The sequence below is a fragment of the Pseudoalteromonas sp. S1650 genome (assembly GCF_005887195.1).
In the GTDB taxonomy this organism is placed as follows: Bacteria; Pseudomonadota; Gammaproteobacteria; order Enterobacterales; family Alteromonadaceae; genus Pseudoalteromonas; species Pseudoalteromonas simplex.
This window is the reverse complement of record NZ_PNDF01000237.1, coordinates 1-261: the sequence shown is the minus strand read 5'-3', so window position 1 is coordinate 261 and position 261 is coordinate 1. Positions and strand designations below refer to the sequence as shown.

Annotated in this window: 1 pseudogene; it reads right to left on the bottom strand. The window is 47.9% G+C overall.

The features are described 5' to 3' along the window. Positions 1–261, bottom strand: a pseudogene (locus CWB80_RS22270) (Maf family protein); the annotation flags it as partial.

Below are 261 nucleotides of genomic sequence, written 5' to 3'. Positions count from 1 at the left end.
TGCGGATCACCACTATTCCAGTTAGCATCAATTTCTGCATCGGAGAGTGGTTTAAATGTAAGATCGGTGACAACAAGTCAGCTTTTTACTTGCTCTCTATCAGCAATTGCCACAGCCGTCATCACTTGATGAGTACGGCCAGATAATCGCTTCATGGTGGCGGTAATATCAGCTTTGTCTAGCGGCTTTCCAAGTGCGGTATGATCAATGACACCCACGGTATCGCTTCCAAGTACTGGGCGGGCGGTGTAACCCATAGCA